This is a genomic window from Mesorhizobium sp. M7A.F.Ca.MR.362.00.0.0 (genome assembly GCF_004023175.1).
In the GTDB taxonomy this organism is placed as follows: domain Bacteria; phylum Pseudomonadota; class Alphaproteobacteria; order Rhizobiales; family Rhizobiaceae; genus Mesorhizobium.
Window position 1 is genome coordinate 19,277 of the sequence record NZ_RZTF01000078.1, and the last position, 736, is coordinate 20,012.

The window sequence follows — 736 nt, forward strand, 5'->3', positions numbered from 1 at the left end:
CTGAAGCCGAGGTAGTGCAGGCCGAAGCCGAGCAGGAAGACGCCGACGAGAAGGCCGCTAAGGCCGCCGCCGACGCCGCAGGCATTGGCATGGACGCACTCCAGGCCGAGTTCGACAAGGACGGCAAGCTGTCGGACGCTTCGTATGAGAAGCTCGACAAGGCTGGCTTCCCGAAGGAAACGGTTGACGACTTCATCGAGTACCGCAAGTCGAAGGCTGATGCCTACGTCTCGGCTGCTCACGCTGCCGCTGGTGGCGCTGAAGAACTCGGCAAGATGACCGCTTGGGCCGCGCAGGGCTACGACGCCGCCAAGGTCAAGGTGTTTAACGACGCCGTGAACTCCGGCGACAAGAACCGCGCCGAACAGGCCATCAAGGCACTGAAGGCCGACTACGTGAAGGCCAAGGGCTCCCCGGCAAAGCTGATCAATCAGGCGAACACTCCGCAGGGCGCAAGTGATGTCTACACGAGCCTCGCGCAGATGCTCGCTGATCAGGCCAAGCCCGAATACCACAAGGACCCGGCGTTCCGCGAAGCTGTCAAGCAGAAGCTCGCCCGTTCTAGCATCTAAGGAAAACCGCAATACGCCCGATCAAAGAACTGATCTGGCATTGTACCGCCACTCCCGAGGGCCGCGAAGTCAGCGTCAAGGAAATCGACGCTTGGCACCGCGCCCGGGGCTGGTCTGGCATTGGCTACCACAAGGTCGTGTATCTCGACGGCTCCGTCCATGAC

1 protein-coding gene is annotated in these 736 nt (G+C 61.7%); it reads left to right on the forward strand.

Annotation, left to right across the window (positions count from 1 at the left end):
• The first annotated feature begins 14 nt into the window (after window positions 1-14).
• Window positions 15-572, forward strand: a complete 558-nt coding sequence (locus EOC06_RS13020) for a hypothetical protein (protein WP_128307949.1) — start codon at window positions 15-17, stop codon at window positions 570-572.
• Window positions 573-736 lie beyond the last annotated feature (164 nt).